General features: G+C 59.8%; 16 protein-coding genes. All 16 read left to right on the forward strand.

The window, feature by feature from the left end; genetic code table 11:
- The first annotated feature begins 6 nt into the window (after positions 1-6).
- The 16 genes from AC1D0O_RS04375 to AC1D0O_RS04450 all read left to right on the forward strand — a co-directional run bounded on the left by AC1D0O_RS04375 (position 7) and on the right by AC1D0O_RS04450 (position 17,660).
- Entirely contained in the window at positions 7-2,841 is a 2,835-nt protein-coding gene (locus AC1D0O_RS04375; RefSeq protein WP_477652331.1) for a hemagglutinin repeat-containing protein, read from the forward strand.
- Between the two features lies 1 nt (position 2,842).
- Entirely contained in the window at positions 2,843-3,244 is a 402-nt protein-coding gene (locus AC1D0O_RS04380) for a hypothetical protein (RefSeq protein ID WP_477652332.1), read from the forward strand.
- Between the two features lie 24 nt (positions 3,245-3,268).
- On the forward strand, positions 3,269-3,904 hold the full coding sequence (locus AC1D0O_RS04385; RefSeq protein ID WP_477652333.1) for a hypothetical protein: 636 nt from the start codon (positions 3,269-3,271) through the stop codon (positions 3,902-3,904).
- A gap of 56 nt (positions 3,905-3,960) precedes the next feature.
- Positions 3,961-4,527, forward strand: coding sequence for a hypothetical protein (locus tag AC1D0O_RS04390; RefSeq protein WP_477652334.1), 567 nt, complete (start codon positions 3,961-3,963; stop codon positions 4,525-4,527).
- 193 nt (positions 4,528-4,720) lie between these two features.
- Entirely contained in the window at positions 4,721-4,975 is a 255-nt protein-coding gene (locus AC1D0O_RS04395; RefSeq protein ID WP_477652335.1) for a hypothetical protein, read from the forward strand.
- Positions 4,976-5,192: 217 nt separating this feature from the next.
- Positions 5,193-5,447 carry a hypothetical protein gene (locus AC1D0O_RS04400; protein WP_477652336.1) on the forward strand — a complete coding sequence of 85 codons (255 nt, stop codon included), beginning with the start codon at positions 5,193-5,195 and terminating at the stop codon, positions 5,445-5,447.
- A gap of 100 nt (positions 5,448-5,547) precedes the next feature.
- A complete protein-coding gene (locus tag AC1D0O_RS04405; protein WP_477652337.1) occupies positions 5,548-6,015 on the forward strand; it encodes a hypothetical protein in 468 nt (155 codons plus the stop codon).
- A 433-nt stretch (positions 6,016-6,448) separates the two neighbouring features.
- Positions 6,449-8,392: a hypothetical protein gene (locus tag AC1D0O_RS04410; RefSeq protein WP_477652338.1), complete on the forward strand. Its 1,944-nt coding sequence runs from the start codon at positions 6,449-6,451 to the stop codon at positions 8,390-8,392.
- A gap of 44 nt (positions 8,393-8,436) precedes the next feature.
- Positions 8,437-9,678, forward strand: coding sequence for an ABC transporter substrate-binding protein (locus AC1D0O_RS04415; RefSeq protein WP_477652339.1), 1,242 nt, complete (start codon positions 8,437-8,439; stop codon positions 9,676-9,678).
- A 377-nt stretch (positions 9,679-10,055) separates the two neighbouring features.
- Positions 10,056-10,571: a hypothetical protein gene (locus AC1D0O_RS04420; protein ID WP_477652340.1), complete on the forward strand. Its 516-nt coding sequence runs from the start codon at positions 10,056-10,058 to the stop codon at positions 10,569-10,571.
- A 332-nt stretch (positions 10,572-10,903) separates the two neighbouring features.
- Complete coding sequence (locus AC1D0O_RS04425; protein ID WP_477652802.1) at positions 10,904-11,839, forward strand: 4-hydroxyproline epimerase; 936 nt, start codon at positions 10,904-10,906, stop codon at positions 11,837-11,839.
- Complete coding sequence (locus tag AC1D0O_RS04430) at positions 11,836-12,015, forward strand: hypothetical protein (protein WP_477652341.1); 180 nt, start codon at positions 11,836-11,838, stop codon at positions 12,013-12,015. Before AC1D0O_RS04425 ends, AC1D0O_RS04430 begins: the two co-directional genes overlap by 4 nt.
- Before the next feature lie 296 nt (positions 12,016-12,311).
- Entirely contained in the window at positions 12,312-12,734 is a 423-nt protein-coding gene (locus AC1D0O_RS04435; RefSeq protein ID WP_477652342.1) for a hypothetical protein, read from the forward strand.
- Between the two features lie 154 nt (positions 12,735-12,888).
- Positions 12,889-13,584: a Crp/Fnr family transcriptional regulator gene (locus AC1D0O_RS04440; protein WP_477652803.1), complete on the forward strand. Its 696-nt coding sequence runs from the start codon at positions 12,889-12,891 to the stop codon at positions 13,582-13,584.
- Between the two features lie 519 nt (positions 13,585-14,103).
- Positions 14,104-16,227, forward strand: a complete 2,124-nt coding sequence (locus tag AC1D0O_RS04445) for a type I secretion system permease/ATPase (RefSeq protein WP_477652343.1) — start codon at positions 14,104-14,106, stop codon at positions 16,225-16,227.
- Between the two features lie 2 nt (positions 16,228-16,229).
- Complete coding sequence (locus AC1D0O_RS04450; protein ID WP_477652344.1) at positions 16,230-17,660, forward strand: HlyD family type I secretion periplasmic adaptor subunit; 1,431 nt, start codon at positions 16,230-16,232, stop codon at positions 17,658-17,660.
- Positions 17,661-17,810: the final 150 nt, after the last annotated feature.

Here is a 17,810-nt window from a genome sequence, read left to right on the forward strand (position 1 = left end):
GCAGACTTGGCGCAGCAGGCCCGCCAGGGCGACAACAGCCGGCTGCAGGGCGCCGCCGCGCTCAAGGCCGGCTACGACGCCTACAAGCTGGCATCTGATCCATCGGCCCTGAATGTCGGCGGGATCAATGCGAGCGCCAAGGCGAGTGCCGACAAAATCCAGCCCGGTGGTGCCAGCGATCCCGCAAACAGTGCTTTTGGGGTCAGTGTGAGCCTGGGTACCAGCAGCAGCAGCCAGGACAGCCGCCAGAGCAGCACCCAGCAGCGTGGCACGAACCTTCAGGCCCAGAACATCGATATCAAGGCCACCGAGAGCGATATCAATATGGTCGGCGCCAAGTTGCAGGCGCAAAACATTGCGCTCGACGCCGCCAAGGATGTCAACCTGATCGCCGCACAGAACACCGCGGAAATTCAGAGCAAAAACAACTCAAGCTCGGCCGGCATTGGCGTGACATTCGGTTTCGGTGAACAAAGCGGCATCAGCTTCCAGATTGGTGCGAGCAACGGCAAAGGCCGCGCCGACGGCAGTGAAACCACCTATGACAATACCCAGGTCACGGCGACCAACAAGCTCAGCGTCAAGAGCGGCAACGACACCAGCCTGATAGGCGCGCAGCTCGCCGGCAAGACCGTGGAGATGGATGTCGGCGGCAAACTCAACATCGAGACACTGCAAGACAGCAGCAACTACGCAAGCAAGCAAACCACCGGAGGCTTCGGCCTGAGCCTGTGCATCCCGCCGTTCTGCTATGGCACGACCGTCAGCGGAAATTTGAGCGCCAGCAAGCAGCAAGTCGACCACAACTACCTGAGCGCAGTCGGCCAGAGCGGCATCGCTGCGGGCACTGGCGGTTTCGACATCAAAGTGGCCGGCGCCACCGACCTCAAAGGCGCAGCCATCACCAGTGAGGCCGACAAGAGCAAGAACACCTTGAGCACCTCTTCGCTGACCTACAGCGATCTGCAGAACCGGCGGGATACCAGCGCCAGCAGCGAAAGCGCCAGCCTGAGCTTCAGCAGCGGCGCCAGCATGGCCTCCAACCTGGCGAGCAACCTCACCAACAACCTGCTCGCCAACGCCATGGGCAACACCGGCCTGCCCGAAAGCGGGAGCCAGAGCGGCGTGACGCAAAGCGTGATCAGCCCGGCGCAGGTGACCATCACGGGAGGAGACAGGCAAAGCGAAGAGAACGTTGCTACGCTGACAAGCCGCGACGCGTCAACGGCCAACGGCAGCCTGAAGAATACCTTGACCCTGCAGCAAGCGCAGGAGCTGCAGGCTCAGCAGCAAAAAGCCAAAGGGAATGCCCAGGCTGCTCAATACATCGGTGCCGTCATCACCAACGCCATTGGCGATCTGGCGCTGAAGAATGACTGGCCGGAAGGCAGCTGGCAGAAGACCGTGCTGCATGGAATGGCCGGGGTGATACAGGCCAAGGTGGCGGGGACCAGCGCGATGAGCGGGGCGCTTGCCGGCGCTCTGAACGAGCAACTGTTGCCGATCATCGAGGCCTATCTGAAAGAACAGGGAATCGCACGCTACAACCAGGACGGCACGCCCAACCAGGAATTCAACACCTTACTGATCGCGAGTTCAACGTTGGCAGGCGCTGCGACTGGCGCGGCGACGGGAGGTGCCGGCGCAGCCGGTTCAGGCGCTGTGATTGCCAACAACGCCACGGTCAATAACCGGTTGTTGCATGAGAACGAGAAAGCCAAGATCAAGGAGTTGGCGAAAGGTAACTTCGAGCTTGAGAAAAATCTTACTGATGTCGCCTGCGTCATAGCGAAATGCGCCGCTGGCAAAGCAGCCGGCGATCCGGCCAGGGACCAGTTGCTGGCGATAGAGCAAGAGGTGTTTAAAAACACCGACGGCAAATATACAGAGGCTCTGGCTTTGCTTGCGGCTTCACAGACGGCTGATTTGTTTACCTACACGGCGTTCGACCAGCGGATCGACGCCATTAATGCTGGTGACGTCCGTAGTGGGCATTACGGCCTCACCGTGCCTGAACTGCTGAAAAAAGCCCAGGCCACTTCTGCGTGCGGCAGCAGCAGTGTTTGCCGGGAGCAAGTTGACCATCAGTACACACGCATCGCGAGTGACCGTTCAGAGTTCAACATTGCGCTTGAAAATATCGTCAGGTCCGCGAACAGTTGCATTGACTTGCGCTGCTCTCAGGATGCGCTTAAGGAGCTAAGCCTTTACCGGCAGGATATTGCCTATCAGTATCACGCGTGCCAAGATGACGCGTGTCGTGCCGGAACACGTTACGCGGCGCTTCCCCTATTTACGGCAATCACCAGTCTCAAGGGGAAAACAAATGACCCTCGATTCCTGGTCGACGTCGCGACGTTGCTGGCTATGGGTCTGGGAGAAAATGCCCAGAACGGTGCAGCGTTGATAACCACTCCAGGTGCGGTATTGCCAACCCGAGGGAATGGTCGTGGCATAACGAATGGGGCGAATAGTGGTGAGCCGAGGGTCTTTGCCTCGAACGACCCAATGGTTGGACAGACGGCAACGACCATTGATCGACTCTTGCCAGGAGCTGTTAAAGATGTAAACGTTCCCATAAAAAACCCTGGGATCGGTATGTCGTCCGATGCGGACATTCTGTTGAAAAATGGGGATGTGATCGAAGTGAAATCTGGTGGCGGAAAGGGTGCAACAACTCAAGTCGCTAACCAAACCAAGATAATTGGAGATTCTGGTGAAGTGATCGTGTACGGTCCAGATCTGAAGCCATCAGTAGTTAAGGGTATACAGGGCTTAGGAACAAAGGTATTCAGGAATTTGGACGACCTTCTCGCATACATCAGGTCAAAGGGTTTGTAATATGTTCAGCTTTTTAATCATCTCAGACATCGATAGCATTGATGACAGCGTTCATCAGGTCTTCTCTGCGATGGGGTCACCGAGAAGAGAGATGGGGCGTAGGTTTGTTGTTGAAAGCACAGGTGGCATGAAAGATGGATGGATCGCTTTTCAGCCGATTGAGAATATTCAACATGACTATGAAGTTGATGAGTTAGAGGACATAAAAAGTCGAATTGGCAATCCGTCGTTTTATTTAATTGAAGGACGGGATGGTGAAGTTAGTTTTTCAAACAATTTCATCAATAATTTGCATCCTCCCGGTCAGGTTTTGATAGATAACGATCATGGCGTGATTGACGACTTGGCTGCAGTAAAAGAGAAAATTGAATCAGGGGAGGATTGGCTTCATTTGTCGTCTTGATTCAACGCGAAAAATGGAGGAGTGATGGGGCAAAGATATTTCGCGGTTGGCAAGACCACTTGGGAGGCCCTGGAAATTGAAACCGGCGAAGGTTATGTCGGTCCTCAAAGAAAGATATCCGACATCAAACGATGTGAGCACGGAGACGATGCCATTATCTATGCGACGTTGTTGGATGCAAGCAAACTGAACGGTCTCGCGGGAAGATTCTTGCCATACAAATGGACGCAACTCCTGCTGGCCAGGTACGGGCTGGAGAATCCGGCAGGTGTCGAAATTTGGGTCGAAAAATATGTTCAATGTTTTGACGAGGCAAAGCCCGGAACATGGGGTTGGGAGCACGGAAATCGCGGGCAACCCATCATCTATACCCGCTTGCGGGGAGTGTGGGAAATGGCGGACCGCTTTTTACCGGAACTCTATGAACCAGAGAATCTGAAGGAAGTGATTGGCGAACTCTATGAGCCTTATATCGAGCGCCGCATTGCGTTGCTGCCAGAGGAGCTCAAGACCCAGGCAAACAGCGACTATGAGTTGCAGAAGCTGGCGCTCAAATATCCAATTCCCAAACCTCCACCCGCTCCGCGCCCGCCGCCCATACATGGATCCTCCTTTGACAAACTCATGGACTTCGTTTTCTGCAACCTGCCCAGGCTGTAAAGAGACGATATGTTTTTTGGACAGAATCACAAAGTAACCGAAAAGGAAAAATGACAATGAAGAGAAAAATCAGGAACAGTGCCAAAAAACTTTCGGCGCTTGCATTGGTCGCGCTGCTCGCAGCCTGCACTACCTACCCCAAGCCCAGCTACAACTATGTAGCTGCATCGCCAGACGATCCGGAATTTGAGTTTCAATCCGAGTTCAGCGTAAATACCTATTTCATGGCAAAGCGAGCAAACACGTCATCCAATCTATGCCGAGACTTCGACAGGGTCGCTTACTTGCAGCACCAGGATTCCTATCTTCGAGATAAAGATGACAAGAGCATCTGGAAGATATCGGCACCGCCTGAGAAGGAAATCTTGATCTCCGGGAGCTGGGCAATTCGTCCTGAGTCTTCATCCATCAACTCGGGTGCGTTGATTGCAACAACGTACTACCCGGGCTCCAGCTGCCCATCGATAACAAAATCCATCGTGCCGAAAGCGGGAGAGAAATACCTTGTCAAGTTGGAGTCGGCTGGCGCCAGAGCCTGCAAGTTGTCCATAACCTTAAAGAATGGAAAGCCCGTCGAAAGCAGGGATGTTGCGAGATGCGAGGGATCGTATAGGTCTCGTTAACGCGATCAAGCAGCAGCGAGTCTCGCCCATACCGACGAAAAATGGAAAGTCGATTTAAGAACTCTCAGCTGAACACTCGTTGGTATAAGTCGACGCGATTCCGCTGCACGATCAACGCGAACCAAGTCAAGCAATGAAATATAAAGTTCCCGTTGCTTTGAGCTTATTAACAAGGCCAATATAGGGAATCGATATGCCGAAATACTCCTGCCATTGCGGCCATGTGATGAACCTTTCAACGGGATGGTCTGACTTTGAGTTGAAGCTCATTTCTCAACAGAACATTGAAAACATCGGAGATGTGCTGGCTTCGCCAGACAAGCCGACACCGGAAAAATACTATGAAATGGTCGATGCCGGCAGTATCAATGTGCTGCGATGTCCGCAATGCGACAGGTTGCATTTAAAAGGTGAGTCTGGTTATACAACCTACGTACGTCAGGAATGATGTTCTATTCCCTTAGGGGAGCCAAGATGGCAACAGACTTCTTGACCGTTCTTTTCGCTCCAGCGCAGCGATCTTGACGTCGTATTTGGCGATGGCGTCCGTCTCGGCCTCCTCGGTATTGAACCGATACGCTGGCGGAGGCTTGGTGTAAACCATGACAGTCACTGACTTTAAAAATAGGTGAAACGGCTACAACGTCTTCAAGGAGTAAACCGCTGTGCAGCTTATTTCTATCGAACTATCTTCGGACGCCAAAACAGCGACCTATCGCGTCTTAATTGATCAAGTACTTACGGTTCATCAGGTCGAGTTGCTGGACAGCGGGGGCATCCGACGGATGATGTGTCCTGCAGAGTTCGACGCTTTGATGCTCGACGCTTCAACACGTAGGGCCGACGCAGTAAAAGTACTTTCGAGTATCACTTGGGAGATGGTTGATGGCCACGAAGTGAGGTTGCCAATCACCTTTTGATTGTTCGTGGCGAATGTAGTCTCCGCGTATAACAAAAGTTTAGCGGGTGAGGTTATCGTGCCAAAGTCGGCCCGGCACCAGCAACACCAGGGAAATAGATATGCTGCTAAAAATCCAATTGCCGGACAACCTCGTCGTACAGAGCTTGCTTGAGCAAAAGAATATCCCTTGCGTCTGTCGAGTTAACGGCGTTTCGTTTCAGCTGCTGTTTCAAGATCCATTGCCGCAGGCTACAGGGGATGTAGAGGGCTGGACTCAAAAAGTGATTGATGACCGCGCGCCTGCAGGTGCTGGCGGCGAATACACGCATTGCTGTTTCGGCATGGTCACGCTTAAAAGAGCGGGAGAACATGTTTTTGAGATTGAGGATTTATCCTTCTTCGAAAGTACGATTGGCTGGTGCCCAATCATGGCGAGTAGCGAATTGTGTGAGGCCAGACAATGGAATACGCTAGAAGAAGAGCTTGAATTTGAGGCAAGCTTCAAGAACAAGAAGCGGAATAAAAAGCAGCAAAAAATCATGGACGCACTGGCTCAGGCCGGGTTTTCCGGTAGGTCTGTTGATTGAGTTTCGTCGCTAAAAATTTAGACGGATATCTGTCGGACAACAAACCTATAACAAAGTCATGGATTCCGTTCTCAACCACAGCCGCTCATTGGCGACTGAATGTTCAACGCGATATCTGCGCACCAAAAGGCGCGGGGATTTGTGACATTAAGTTAGCGCACCTGTTCCAGGTGAAGCGCCGATTGAAGTCCTTCAATATGGCGCTGTCCTGAAGCGCAGCCCCCATTCAGGCCGGCACACGCCGAACAGGGGCCATTCCGTGAATGACACCGACTCCTCTATTTATAGGAGACGCCGCTGCACCCAATCTCCTGACAAACGTCACAAACTGTTCAGGCCGAGCCACACGCCCGAAAGGCAGTATCAATCACCTTGTCAAAGCCATTAGCGAGGCGTATCTTGCAGTGCAAACACGCACCGCAGGGAGACAACGGTGATGAAGATGCTGAGCTTTCACGCCAGGTCGATTCGGGCCCACCTGTTCTGGACCTATGCCGCGCTGGTCACTGTATTGGTCGTGGCGCTGATGGCGCTGGCGGAGCTGGCGGCCAGCCGCATCGTGTTCGACGGCGCACAGCGTGAGCTGGAGCAGCTGGGCCGGCGCACGCAGGAGCAGCTGCTGCGTTTCCAGGAGCCGGCGCGGGCCTGGCTGGAGGCGACGTCTAACGACCCGCATGCGGGGCTGGAAGGCGACAACGACATTTCCGTGCTGCGCATGCAGATGTCGATGCAGCAACGCTATCCGCAGATCGGTTCGCTGGTGTTCGGTTACCCGGACGGCAGTTTCCAGCAAAGCATGGTGCTGCGCACGGCGCGTGACCGGGCCTGGTCCAGGTCGCTGCCGGAGGCGCGTTTCGCGCTGCAGACCATACGCGTGGACGAGAAGCAAAAGCGGGTCGAGCAATGGGTGTTCTACGACCAGCAGATGACGGCGATCGCGAGCGAGCGGCGGCCCTGGGGCGAACGCTACGACCCGCGCACCCGTCCCTGGTACCAGGGGGCGAGCGACCTGAACCTGGGCACTTTCCAGGCGACCGATCCTTTTGTGCTGAAGGTGCCGGAGGAGTTCGGCATGGCGCTATCACGCCCGCTGAGCGGCCCACGCGGCGGTGTGGCCGCGGCGATGTTCACGGTCGGGGGCTTGTCGGATTTTTTGCATGCGCGGGGCGAGGAAAGCCGGGCCGAGCTGATCCTGTTCGATGCGCAGGGCCGTGTCTGGGGATGGTCGCAGGCAGACCGGTTGCGCCGCCTGCTGGGTTCGGGCACGCCGGTGAGCCTGTCGGCCTTGAGCGACCCGCTGTACGGCTCGCTGCACAAGCTGGTGACGGATGGCTCGCCGCAGGACACGCCCATCCATTCGCTGGAAGGTGCGGGGGGCCAGCGCTTCGCGGCGGTGGTGATGCCGATGGAGGGCGTGTTCAGCCACAAGGCCTATGTGGCGCTGGTGTCGGACCAGAACCTCTTGCTGGCGCAGGTGCGGCGCATGCGCTGGATGCTGCTGGGGGTGGGTGTGGCCGGGCTGCTGATGCTGCTGCCCATGCTGTTCTGGATGGCGAACCGGCTGGCGAGGCCCTTGATGAACCTGGTGCGTTCGGCCAAGCACATCCGGGAGTTCGAGTTCGACAGCGACATCCCGCAGGACAGCGACATTTCTGAAGTGCGCCGCCTGCAGGAATCGCTGGCGCTGGCGCGCATCGCGCTGCAGGGTTTCTCGCGCTACGTGCCGCGGCCGCTGGTGAAGCATTTCATCGCCAACCGCCTGACGCCGCAGGCGGGGGTGGAGCAGCGCGAGCTGGCGGTGCTGTGCGCGGCGCTGGATGAACATCACGCGACGGCGGTGACCTGGTCGCCGCATGCCGAACATTATTTGCAGATCTTCGCGGTGGAGGTGGCGCAGGGCAAGGGCATGATGGACCGCTATGAAAGCTGCACGGCGGTGGCGCTGTGGAACACGCCGCTGAATGTCTCGAATCCGGCGGGTTATGCCTGCGAGGCGGCTTTGCGCGCGGTGGATTCCATGCAGGCGCTGGCCGAGGGGCTGGATGCGCCGGTGAAGCCGCCGCGCTTCGGCCTGGATTTCGGCAGTGCCACGGTGGGCAACTTCGGCACCTGGGACCACCTGACCTTCACCGCGGTGGGCGCGCCGCTGGACAACGCGCGCGCGTTGGCACGGCAGGCGAACGCGCTGGGCCTGAACATAGCGGCCAGCCGCTCGGTGGCGCTGGCGGCGGCGCGCTATTTTCGCTTCCGGCTGGCGGCAACGGTACCGCTGGGCCCGCGCGGCGAGCTGCAGGAGGTGTATGAACTGCTGGAGCGGGTGGTGCACGAACCGGATACGAAACCGGGCCGGCTGGGTGCGGCGGCGGAGGCTGCCTAAGCTCGCCGCGCGTCTTGTTCTTCAGGCTGAAAGAGAGGTCTCCCATGAACGGCGGATCATCGATATTGACGCGCAGGCACTGGCTGCGCCGGGGCGCGGGCCTGGCCGCCTCGCTTGGGGTTGTGGGCATTGGGGGCGTGGCGCGCGCGCAGGCGGGCAGGCCTTTCACCCTGTCTTACGGCTGGGTGCCCTGGGCGGCGGGCAACTCACCGGTCACGCAGTACATGATAGGCAAGCGGCTGATTGAAAAACACGCGGCGGAGTTCGGCTACGACCTGACGGTGGACTACCGCAGCTACCCGGCGGCCGCGCCGCAGGTGGAGGCCCTGGCCGCGGGCCAGCTCGACATGGCGATGTGGGGCAACACGCCGACGATACGCGCCATCGTGGCGCAGCATCCTTTCAGCCTTGTGTCGGTAGCGGAGGGGCGGCTGCGCTTTTTGCTGTGCACGCGCAAGGATTCACCCATCCGCAATGTGCAGGACCTCAAGGGCAAGACGGTGGGCACGCTGATGGGTGCTGACCCGTACAACGCCTTCACGCAGATCCTGCGTTATGAGCTGGGCAACCCGGACCCGGCGGCCCATGGCATCCGTATGGTGCACATATCGACGCTGCCCGAGGCGGCGCAGGTGCCGGCGGGAATGGATGCCACGCTGGCCGTCTACCCGGCCTTTTTGAAGGCGCAGGCGACGGGCACGGTGGCGATCATGAATTCCTACGGTTATACGGAGTCGCATTACGACGGGCCGGAAGGCAAGGGTGCTGGCATCCTGTTGCCTTCGGTGAAGAACTCGCCTTTTTATCCGGACGGCTACTACCTGCACCGGTCGTTTCGCATCGTGCACAACAGCCTGCTGGAAAAACACCCCAACCTCGTGCTGGCTTTTTTGATGGCGCAGCAGGAGGCGGTGGCTGTGCTCAGCGAGTCGGAGCCGGCGGCCGTGTCGCAGTTGGTGAAGTCCTACTGGGGTTTGTCCCCCGCGGACGGCGCCAAGGTGGTCCGCGACGAGGTGGTGTTTCGCCGCGGCTGGGCCTGGTCGACCGAAGGCGATGCGCTGTCTCTGCTGGCGACGTCCAAGATGATTGCGGGCGCCAAGATCATCGCGGAGCCGCTGAGCTGGGCGCAGGTCAAGGGCGTGTTTGTCAAGACCGCGCCGCTGGTCAAGCAGGCCTATGACAGGCTGGGCGCGAAACCCGTGCTCGCGGAATTCCAGAGCGCCAAGGTCGGTGACCTGCGGGGCCTGCCTTCGTGGGAACTTGGGCGCTGGAAGGACAGGGTCTAGCGGTCGCCTGTTTTTTTCGGGAGGCGAAAAAAAGCCCCTGCAGAAGAGGTCGCTGCAGGGGCTTGAACTGCCTGATAGCAGCCTTGTCTGGGATGAGAACAAGGAACGCCAGAGCGTCCCGGCCATTGTAAAAATCAGGCCGGTACCGGCAAGCCGGTAATGTGTTTCTGCGGACAATTGTTGTTGATCAGCGGGTGATTCCTGCCCGGGCTGCGGCAAGGCATAAATGTTCGGCCTTTCCAGCAAGCTTTGCCCGTACGTAGACAAAGTCGGCTTTACATCCTGGCGTTCTCGCAGACACTGCGGCGACGTTGCCCGGTGATGCCGCTCACATCCTGTGAGCCCGCACCCGGCCTCGGCGAAGCAGAGGACCCCATATGAGTGCCAGAGATTCTTTTGAATTCAATGCCTTGCACAGAGGAATTGGTGTTCGCGTGCTGTTGGTGGATTTCCACGAACTCGTCGTCGAGGACTTTCGAAGCCGTCTGAAAATGCTGTCCGCCTCGAGGCTGGTTACGCGTGTGGACAGCACGGCGCTGATGGGCGCGCCATGGGTGCTTGAGACCTTCCGGCATCGCGCGGTGTTTGTATGCCTGCGGGAACGGCACACACACGGCGAACGCGGCAAGGCCATGGAGAATTTCCTGGCGCAGCTGGCCGCGTTTCCTGCCACCCTGGTGATACCGGTCATCAGCCAGCGGACTGTGCTTGACCATTTCCGCCACCATCTTTCCCGCGTCAGCCCGATGTACCTTGGCACTTCTTTTCTGCAGGAAGACCTGCTGCATGTTCTGGGTGCGTGCGCTTTCCCAAGGACCGTCGACCGGCGCGAGGCTGCCCTACCGCAAGCCACCGAGGAGCCGGGTTTCGCAAGGCGCGCCATCGAAATCTGAGGCCGCTGCGGGGCCACTCCGGCAGTTCTTGACTCAACCCCAGCGCAAAAAAGGCGGCTTGGCAAGATGCTTAATACCCTATAAAGTCGATTTAAATATCTCATTAATATATTTAAATATTGAGAATTTAAATCCTTTGTTTTAGGAATTTCTGCTCCAACCTCTCCGTTATCTCTCCGTTATCTCTCCGTTATCTCTCCGTTATCAGGCTTTTGTCTGGCCGCCACTGCTTTCCAAGGGCCGCTGCTGGAGTCTGGTACACCCGTCATTTCAGATGGCTGACGACGTAAGCTCATCTCATTGAACCTTCACAGGTCTGCAACATGAAAAACATGAAACGAATCAAGGTAATTGACTCCCACACCGGCGGCGAGCCGACCCGGCTGGTGGTGGATGGCTTTCCCGACCTGGGCGCCGGCGGCATGGCCGAGCGGCGCGAACTGCTGGCACAGCAATACGACGACTGGCGCGCCGCCGCCGTGCTGGAGCCGCGCGGCAGCGACGTGGTGGTGGGCGCCTTGTTATGCAAGCCGGCGGATCCGGCCAGCACCGCCGGCGTGATCTTCTTCAACAACACCGGCTATCTGGGCATGTGCGGCCACGGGACCATAGGGCTGGTAGCCTCGCTGGCCTACCTGGGCCGGATAGCGCCCGGCGCGCACCGAATCGAAACGCCGGTCGGCACGGTCACGGCCACGCTGCATGAGGACGGCTCGGTGAGCGTGCGCAATGTGCCCGCCTGGCGGCACCTGCACCAGGTGGCCGTCGACGTGCCGGGCCACGGCGTGGTGCGCGGCGATGTGGCCTGGGGCGGAAACTGGTTTTTCCTGGCGAGCGAACACGGCCAGCGGCTGGCCAGCGACAAGCTGGAGGCCCTGACCGCCTACAGCGTGTCGCTGCGCGAAGCGCTCGCGGCACAGGGCATCACCGGCGCCGGCGGCGCGGAGATCGACCACATCGAGCTGTTCGCGGACGACGATGAGGGCGCCGACAGCCGCAACTTCGTGCTGTGCCCCGGCAAGGCCTACGACCGTTCGCCCTGTGGCACCGGCACCAGCGCGAAGATCGCCTGCCTGGCGGCCGACGGCAAGCTCGCGCCCGGTGAGGTCTGGCGCCAGGCCAGCATCATCGGCAGCCGCTTCGAGGCCAGCTATTCCTTTGAGGACGGCAAAGTCATCCCGACTTTGCGTGGACGCGCCCACATGAGCGCCGAGGCGACCTTGCTGATCGAGGACGGCGATCCTTTCGCCTGGGGCATACGCCTGTGAATGCCGATTGCGCCTTCACCACCTGCGGCACCTTGTGCCTGGCCGTCGGCCATGAAGGCCCGGGTGTCATCACGGCCCCGGCCACGGACCGCCTGCTGGCGACGCAACTGACTGGCGCAACCTTGCCCTTCGATGCCGCGCCCTATGGCGTGCAGCGCTTTCTGGCGGCTGCATGAATGCCGCGGCGGGCGTTCCTGAGACAGCCTGCAGCATACGGCCCCATCTTCGCGATACCTGCCATCCCCACAAGAGGCGCAGCCTGGTCTGTTCACCGCCAACGATCAGGCGCAAGTCCGTCGATCGCGGGACGTCAATTTTCAAAAACCCACGGAGATTGCCTTCCTGCGGACAATGTTGCGCCCAATTGTTTTTGAGCGGCCTATGCTTGATTGCTCACCTCCCGGTGATCGCCATCGATGGCTGCCGATGGCTGCATGTGAACCCGGCCAGCCTCTCAGGGAGATCGCTATCCATGATGTACTTTATTGAACTCAGTCAATTCCTGCCGGACGACGATGCGGTGGTCCAGGCGCTCAGGGCGCAGATGGGTCCCGACAAAGGCGACACCACGGATTGGGCCGAGTGGCGGGCCGACGGCTCCAATACCCGGTCCTGCCCTGATGTGGCCCTCATCAACGCGGCGCGCCTGGACTGGCGGCAACTCAAATCCCTGGTTGACGAGTGCAACGCTGAGACCATTGTGCTCACGGGGCGGTGGGACCCGGTGCTTTCCTTGCCGCTGCTGCCGCGTGTGACTGCCCTGAATGAGCTATTGCGTTTCATGCCCGGCCGCGCATCCGCAACGCCGCAAAAAAGCCGCGCTCCCCAATACCGGTCCGTGACATGGGTCGATACGACGCCCATGCCTCCTTTGCCGGCCAAGGCACTGTTCTGATCCGTGTTCTGTGTGAAACCAAAAGCCGCGAAGTGCTTTGCCGGGACTGCCCGGTGTTAAAGGGGTAGGAATGTCTGGCGCCTATATTTATCAGTTGCTGACGGGCCTAGGCATTGGCGAGCGCTGCGCGCTTCAAATGCTGTCCCGCGTGAAAATGACCGCATTTGATGCCGGCGATGTCATCTGGCCCAAGGGCGGCCAGGTCGCCGCCTGGACCTATATCGTCTCCGGCCTGGTGGGGGCTAGCGTGCCCTTGCAAGAGGGCGGCTGCATCCAGGTCAACATTTACGGCCCGCGCACCTGGTTCGGCGAAGAGCCCATGCTCAACCGCTATCCCTCGTGCCTGGACTATGTGTGTCTCACCCCGGTTCGCGCGGTGTGTGTGCCGGCCACCGATGCGCTCGGGGCATTCCAGGATGAACCTGAGTTTTCCCGCTACATTGCCCTGCTGATGGCATGGCGCAGCCGGCAGCATTCGGAAATGATCGTGCTCATGAAGCAGGGCAGTCCGCCGCTTCGGGTGGTCATGGGCCTGGCGCTGTTTGCCGAAGCGCTGTATTACAACTCCTCGCGGCCCCCCACCCATGGACTCGAAGGCACGTCCGTGGAGATTCCGGTCAAACAAACCGTCATCGCGTCAGTCTGCGGCGTGTCACGCAGCGTTTTCTCAGAAGCCGTGCACCATCTTGTCGCGGCCGGCTGGTTGCGTGTCAACTACGGCATGCTGGAGTTGCGTTCGCTGGAGACCTGGTTGCGCTTTTCCCGCAAGCACCGCCAGGCCCGTATGAACATCACCAAGCCCACGCTGGAAGAGCTCATCATGCTGATACAGGAAGCCGCCTTGCCTTGATGCTTTCCCGGCCTCGGCGCCAACACGGGCGCCGGGTCACGCGGCTTTCCGCCGCTGCATTGCCTCGCCGCAAATAGATTGGCGTGCGGGGTTCTCCTTTTCCACGCACTTGACCGCATCCGGCTGCGAAGGCGTTTCTCGTCCCCGACCGACCGACCGACCGACCGGCCGGCATCCGACATGCGAAAACGACACCAGAAAACGTAAGAAAACGTCATAGAACTGCCCGCAGAAAGACAATTTCGCGCCGAATTTTTTTGTCTCACCACTAAGCTTGACCCGGCGAAAGTAAAACAAAAAAGCTATTCACCTGATGTGAATCGCCCATCTGGTTTGTGAAACAACAAGAAAACCTGAGAGAAGCAACACCTTAGGTTGCAGTCGACCAAGTGCGGCGAGACACGGGGCGTTGAATCGACAGAGTGCTCGCCGACAGCACGAAAAATTGGGCAGTCAATGGACACATTTACGACAGTTTCGCCGTCGGGCGAACCGCACCCCGGGGCCTCAGGGCAGGGCATGGAACTGCAAGCATCCGTGGCGGTGGACACCGGGCTCGCCTGCCTCGTGATGCTTTCCCAGTTTCACGCGGTGGCGGCAGACCCGGAAAAACTGCGCCACGAATTCAGCCGCGACGGCCGGGCCTTGGACATCGTCGACCTTCTTAATGCCGCCAAAAGCCTGGGCCTGTCGGCCGCGCGCAGGCGCCCCTCTCCCGACCGCCTGGCAATGGCCGTCCTGCCGGCCATCGCCGCCGGAAGGGACGGCGGGTTTTTCATCATCGCGCGGATCGATGAGGACAAGGCCCTGATCCAGGACCCCGCGGCCCAAGGGCCGCAAGTTGTCGACAGGACGGTGCTTGATGAGCGCTGGTCGGGCGACTTGATCCAGGTGACCTCCCGAGCCTCGCTGGCGGGCGAGCTTGCCAAATTCGACTTCAGCTGGTTCATTCCCGCTGTCGTCAAATACCGGCGCCCCTTGCTTGAAGTGCTGCTCGTGTCCTTTGTGCTCCAGTTCTTCATGCTCGTCACGCCCCTGTTTTTTCAGGTCGTGATGGACAAGGTGCTGGTACACAACGGCTTGACCACCCTGCACGTCGTCTGCATAGGCCTGCTGGTCATCTCGGTGTTCGACGTGGTGCTCACCGGCCTGCGCAGCTATGTGTTTGCCCACACCTCCAGCCGTATCGACGTGGAACTGGGTGCCCGCCTTTTCCGGCATTTGATCGGCCTTCCCATGGCCTACTTCACGGCCAGGCGCGTGGGCGATTCCGTCGCCCGCATCCGTGAACTGGAAACCATACGCTCTTTCCTGACCGGGAACGCCATCACGGTGGTGCTCGATTTGATGTTTTCAGTGGTCTTCCTCGCGGTCATGCTGTATTACAGCGTCTGGCTGACGCTGGTGGTGGTGGTGTCGCTGCCCTGTTATGCGCTGCTTTCGGTGCTGTTCACGCCGCTCCTGCGTACGCGGCTCAACGAAAAATTCAACCGTGGCGCCGAAAACCAGGCCTTCCTGGTAGAAACCATAGGCGGCATAGATACCGTCAAGTCGATGGCTGTGCAACCGCAATGGTCTCAAAAATGGGACAGGCAGCTCGCCGCCTATGTCTCCGCCGGTTTTCGCACCGCCACCATAGGCACCCTGGCCAACAACGGCGTGTCGCTGGTCAGCAAGCTGGTCACCGTGGCCACCATCTGGCTGGGCGCCCAACTGGTCATGGAAGGAAAACTCTCCGTCGGGCAACTCATCGCCTTCAACATGCTTGCAGGCTACGTCGCGTCGCCAGTGATCCGCCTCGCGCAGCTGTGGACGGAATTCCAGCAGGTCGGCATCTCCATGCAGCGCCTGGGCGACATCCTGAACACCCGGCCCGAAATTTCCGGCAGCAAGAGCGCCATGCCCGCCATCGAGGGCACCATCGAATTCGACGCCGTGACCTTCCGCTACCGCCCCGATGCGCCGCAGGTGCTGCGCGGCATCAGCTTTCGCGCCGCCGCGGGCGAAGTCATCGGCATCGTCGGCCGTTCGGGATCCGGCAAGAGCACGTTGACCAAACTGGTACAGCGCATGTACCTGCCCGACCAGGGGCGCGTGCTGATAGACGGCGTGGATCTTGCCACCACCGACGCCACCACCATACGCCGCCAGCTCGGCGTGGTGCTGCAGGAGAACATGCTGTTCAACCGCAGCATCCGCGACAACATCGCGCTGGTCAACACCGGGCTTCCGCTGGAGGCCGTCATTGAAGCCGCCAAACTCGCAGGCGCCCATGAATTCATCATCGAACTGCCCGAAGCCTATGACACCCTGGTGGGCGAGCACGGCGCCACTCTTTCGGGCGGCCAGCGCCAGCGCATCGCCATCGCGCGCGCGCTCATCAGCAACCCGCGCATCCTGATTTTTGACGAAGCCACCAGCGCGCTGGACTATGAGTCCGAACGCATCCTCAAGGACAACATGAGGGCGATCTGCGCCGGTCGCACGGTGCTCGTTATCGCCCATCGCCTCTCCACCGTGCGCGACGCCGACCGCATCATCGTCGTCGATAAAGGGCAGATCGTCGAGCAGGGTTCTCACGAGGAACTGCTGGCCGTGCCGGGCGGGCAGTACGCGCATCTGCATGCGATGCAGGGAGCATGAGCATGAATACCCTTAAACAGTATTTGGGCGCGATCAGCGAGCTGCTGGGTCGCTACCGAAGCATTTTTGCCCTCGCCTGGAAAGACCGCAAACTTTCGGACGCCCGCGGCTACAGCGCCGCCGAGGCACAATTCCTGCCCGCCGTGCTCGCGGTGCAGGAAGCACCCACGCCCGCCGCGCCGCGTGTCTTCATGTGGCTGCTCATTGCTTTCGCCTTCCTTGCTGTGGTCTGGAGCGTGTTCGGAAAAATCGACATCGTGGCGGTCGCCAGCGGCAAGATCGTTCCCAGCGGCTACACCAAGGTGGTGCAGCCGCTCAGTGCGGCCGTGGTCAAGGCCATTCACGTGCGCGACGGCCAGGCCGTGAAGGCCGGCGACCTGTTGGTCGAACTTGATGCCGCCACCGAGGATGCCGACATCGAACGCGCCCGCGCCGAACTCGAGGCGGCGTTGTTGCAGTCCGCGCGCGCCGGCGCCTTGCTCGATGCGATGGCACATGGCACGGCGCCCATCCTTCCGCGGCAGTTCGGGTTGCCGGCCGATCGGCTGCGCGAGGCGGTGCGCATGCTGGAGGGGCAGTACGGCGAATACGCGACAAAGCTGGCGCGCAGCGAGTCGGAAACCGCCACCCGCGAGGCCGAGCTGCGCGCCAGCCGGGAGCAGGTGCTCAAGCTCGAGGCCACACTGCCTTTGATGCGAAAACGCTCGGAAGACCTGGATGGCCTGGCCCGGGACGGCTATGTCTCGCGACACAACTTTCTCGAACGCCGGCAAGCCTACCTTGACCAGTCCGGCGAACTGTCGGTCCAGCGTGAGCGCGTGCGGCAACTGCAGGCCTCCGTGACCGAGAGCCGGCGGCAGCGCGAAGCATTCCAGGCCGAGGTCCGCCGCGCCACGCTCGACAGCCTCAAGGAAGCCCAACAGCGCAGCGCCGCACTGGAGCAGGACCTGAACAAAGCCCAGTCGCGCGGCACCCTGACCCGGCTGCTCGCGCCTATCAGTGGCACGGTGCAGCAGCTTGCTTTGCACACCGTGGGCGGCGTCGTCACGCCGGCCCAGCAGCTGATGGTCGTTGTGCCTGGGGAGCACCCTCTCGAAGTGGAGGCCATGCTGGAGAACAAGGATATCGGCTTTGTGCGTCCGGGCCAGGAGGTCGTCGTCAAGCTCGAAACCTTTCCCTTCACCCTCTACGGTGCCATTCCCGGCGTGGTCACCGATGTCTCGCGGGATGCCATCGCCGATGAAAAGCGCGGCTTGCTCTATGCCGTGCGTGTGCAGCTCTCTCGCACCCGCATTGCGGTGGATGGGGCCGAGGTCCCGCTAGGCTCCGGCATGGTGGCCCATGCCGAAATCAAGACCGGCCGCCGCCGCGTGATTTCCTTCTTCCTGAGCCCCTTGTTGCAGGGCGTGCAGGAGGGGCTGCGCGAACGTTAGACACGGCTAAACGGCAAAAGCACGGACATGCGCGGGCAAGTCTGCCACGAACCGAGTCACGGCCTTGCGCCATGAAAAAGCCCCGCGTCCGAGATACCCAACGCGGCGCTATCGGACTTGCCTCGCCTTCAAAACTGTAACGCCGACTCG

Source organism: Polaromonas sp. P1_F2 (genome assembly GCF_056405735.1).

What these genes read in the sequence shown, in the direction of transcription:
- AC1D0O_RS04445 (WP_477652343.1), top strand. Translation starts at nt 14,104, where the DNA reads ATGGAACTGCAAGCATCCGTGGCGGTGGACACCGGGCTCGCCTGCCTC.
- AC1D0O_RS04385 (WP_477652333.1), top strand. Translation starts at nt 3,269, where the DNA reads ATGGGGCAAAGATATTTCGCGGTTGGCAAGACCACTTGGGAGGCCCTG.
- AC1D0O_RS04390 (WP_477652334.1), top strand. Translation starts at nt 3,961, where the DNA reads ATGAAGAGAAAAATCAGGAACAGTGCCAAAAAACTTTCGGCGCTTGCA.
- AC1D0O_RS04420 (WP_477652340.1), top strand. Translation starts at nt 10,056, where the DNA reads ATGAGTGCCAGAGATTCTTTTGAATTCAATGCCTTGCACAGAGGAATT.
- AC1D0O_RS04450 (WP_477652344.1), top strand. Translation starts at nt 16,230, where the DNA reads ATGAATACCCTTAAACAGTATTTGGGCGCGATCAGCGAGCTGCTGGGT.
- AC1D0O_RS04415 (WP_477652339.1), top strand. Translation starts at nt 8,437, where the DNA reads ATGAACGGCGGATCATCGATATTGACGCGCAGGCACTGGCTGCGCCGG.
- AC1D0O_RS04435 (WP_477652342.1), top strand. Translation starts at nt 12,312, where the DNA reads ATGATGTACTTTATTGAACTCAGTCAATTCCTGCCGGACGACGATGCG.
- AC1D0O_RS04405 (WP_477652337.1), top strand. Translation starts at nt 5,548, where the DNA reads ATGCTGCTAAAAATCCAATTGCCGGACAACCTCGTCGTACAGAGCTTG.
- AC1D0O_RS04425 (WP_477652802.1), top strand. Translation starts at nt 10,904, where the DNA reads ATGAAACGAATCAAGGTAATTGACTCCCACACCGGCGGCGAGCCGACC.
- AC1D0O_RS04395 (WP_477652335.1), top strand. Translation starts at nt 4,721, where the DNA reads ATGCCGAAATACTCCTGCCATTGCGGCCATGTGATGAACCTTTCAACG.
- AC1D0O_RS04440 (WP_477652803.1), top strand. Translation starts at nt 12,889, where the DNA reads ATGACCGCATTTGATGCCGGCGATGTCATCTGGCCCAAGGGCGGCCAG.
- AC1D0O_RS04380 (WP_477652332.1), top strand. Translation starts at nt 2,843, where the DNA reads ATGTTCAGCTTTTTAATCATCTCAGACATCGATAGCATTGATGACAGC.